1 protein-coding gene and 1 pseudogene are annotated in these 1,617 nt (G+C 33.0%); both read left to right on the forward strand.

Going from position 1 to position 1,617, the window contains the following annotated elements; genetic code table 11:
- The first annotated feature begins 205 nt into the window (after positions 1-205).
- Positions 206-1,348 carry a cysteine desulfurase family protein gene (locus IDG60_RS13365; protein WP_000409157.1) on the forward strand — a complete coding sequence of 381 codons (1,143 nt, stop codon included), beginning with the start codon at positions 206-208 and terminating at the stop codon, positions 1,346-1,348.
- Positions 1,349-1,617, forward strand: a pseudogene (locus IDG60_RS13370) (tRNA 2-thiouridine(34) synthase MnmA); the annotation flags it as partial. It lies immediately after the preceding gene.

The following is a 1,617-nucleotide window of genomic DNA, read 5'->3' on the forward strand; positions in this document are numbered from 1 at the left end:
AATGAAAAAATATCTGCAAATACTAAAATTTATAAAAAAGACAAGAATAAAGCGATAAACTTAAAAAAGCCTATCGAAAAGCATGTGTAGAAAATGGTAAAATATAATTAAAAACATTATAAATAAAGTTAAACAGAAAAGTAGAAAAATAGTATGTAAGGTGCTATTATTGGAACATTGATAAAATTGTGAGGAGTGTCCAAACATGGAAATTTATGCAGATTATGCTGCGACCACACCAGTAAAACCTGAAGTAGTAGATGCGATGATGATGATTTACAATTCGCATTATGGTAATCCATCATCAATACATGCTAAGGGAAGAGATGCGCGTAAATATTTAGATGAGTCAAGACGTCAAATTGCACAATTACTTGGTGCAGATACACATGAAATTATATTTACGAGTGGTGCAACAGAATCGAATAATACGGCAATTAAAGGCATAGTAAAAGCAAATGAACAATTGGGTAATCACATTATCACATCGAAGATTGAACATCATTCTGTGTTACATGTTTTTGAACAATTAGAGCGAGAAGGTTTTGATGTAACATATCTAGATGTTGATGATACAGGTGCTATTGATTTAGATCAACTTGAAGAAACAATTACAGATAAGACGATTTTAGTATCTATTATGTTTGTAAATAATGAAGTTGGCACAGTGCAACAAATTTATGATATTCAAGATATTATTGCTGAGACAAATGCATATTTCCATGTTGATGCGGTTCAAGCAATTGGACATCTTGATGTTAAGTTTGACGAATTTGAGATCGACGCAATGAGTATTACTGCTCATAAGTTTGGAGGACCAAAAGGTGTCGGTGCATTATTAGTTAAAGACCATGTCACATTAGATTATCCTCAACTTGGCGGTGAACAAGAATTGAAACGCCGTGCAGGTACTGAAAATCTTGCACAAATTGTCGGGATGGCTAAAGCATTACAATTAGCAGAAAAGAATCGAGACGATAACAATATTCATTTAATGAATTTAAAAGAACAATTTTTAGTTAAATTACAAGAAAGAGCGATTCCATTTGAATTAAATGGTTCAATGACGGATGCTACAGGCCATATTGTAAATCTATATTTTCCGTTTGTTGAAGTTGAAATGATGTTAACATTGTTGGATATGGCACAAATCTATGTGTCGTCTGGATCTGCATGTACAGCAGGCTCTACACAACCGTCGCATGTTTTAGATGCAATGTTCGAAGATGAGGAGCGATCAAATCATTCGATTCGATTTAGTTTTAACGAATTGACTACTGAAAATGAAATTAATGCAATTGTAGCTGAAATTCATAAAATATATTTTAAATTTAAGGAGGAGTCATAATTGTCAAATAAAGATATACGTGTTGTCGTTGGTATGTCAGGCGGTGTAGATAGTTCTGTAACAGCCCACGTCTTAAAAGAACAAGGTTATGATGTCATTGGCATATTTATGAAAAACTGGGATGACACTGACGAAAATGGCGTATGTACTGCAACTGAAGATTACAACGATGTTATTGAAGTGTGTAATCAAATTGGCATTCCATATTACGCTGTTAATTTTGAAAAAGAATATTGGGATAAAGTCTTTACGTATTTCTTAGATGAATA

The sequence above is a fragment of the Staphylococcus sp. EG-SA-2 genome, from assembly GCF_017152085.1.

Bases quoted from the DNA above. Each gene is read 5' to 3' on its own strand.
- IDG60_RS13365 (WP_000409157.1), top strand. From the start codon at position 206: ATGGAAATTTATGCAGATTATGCTGCGACCACACCAGTAAAACCTGAA.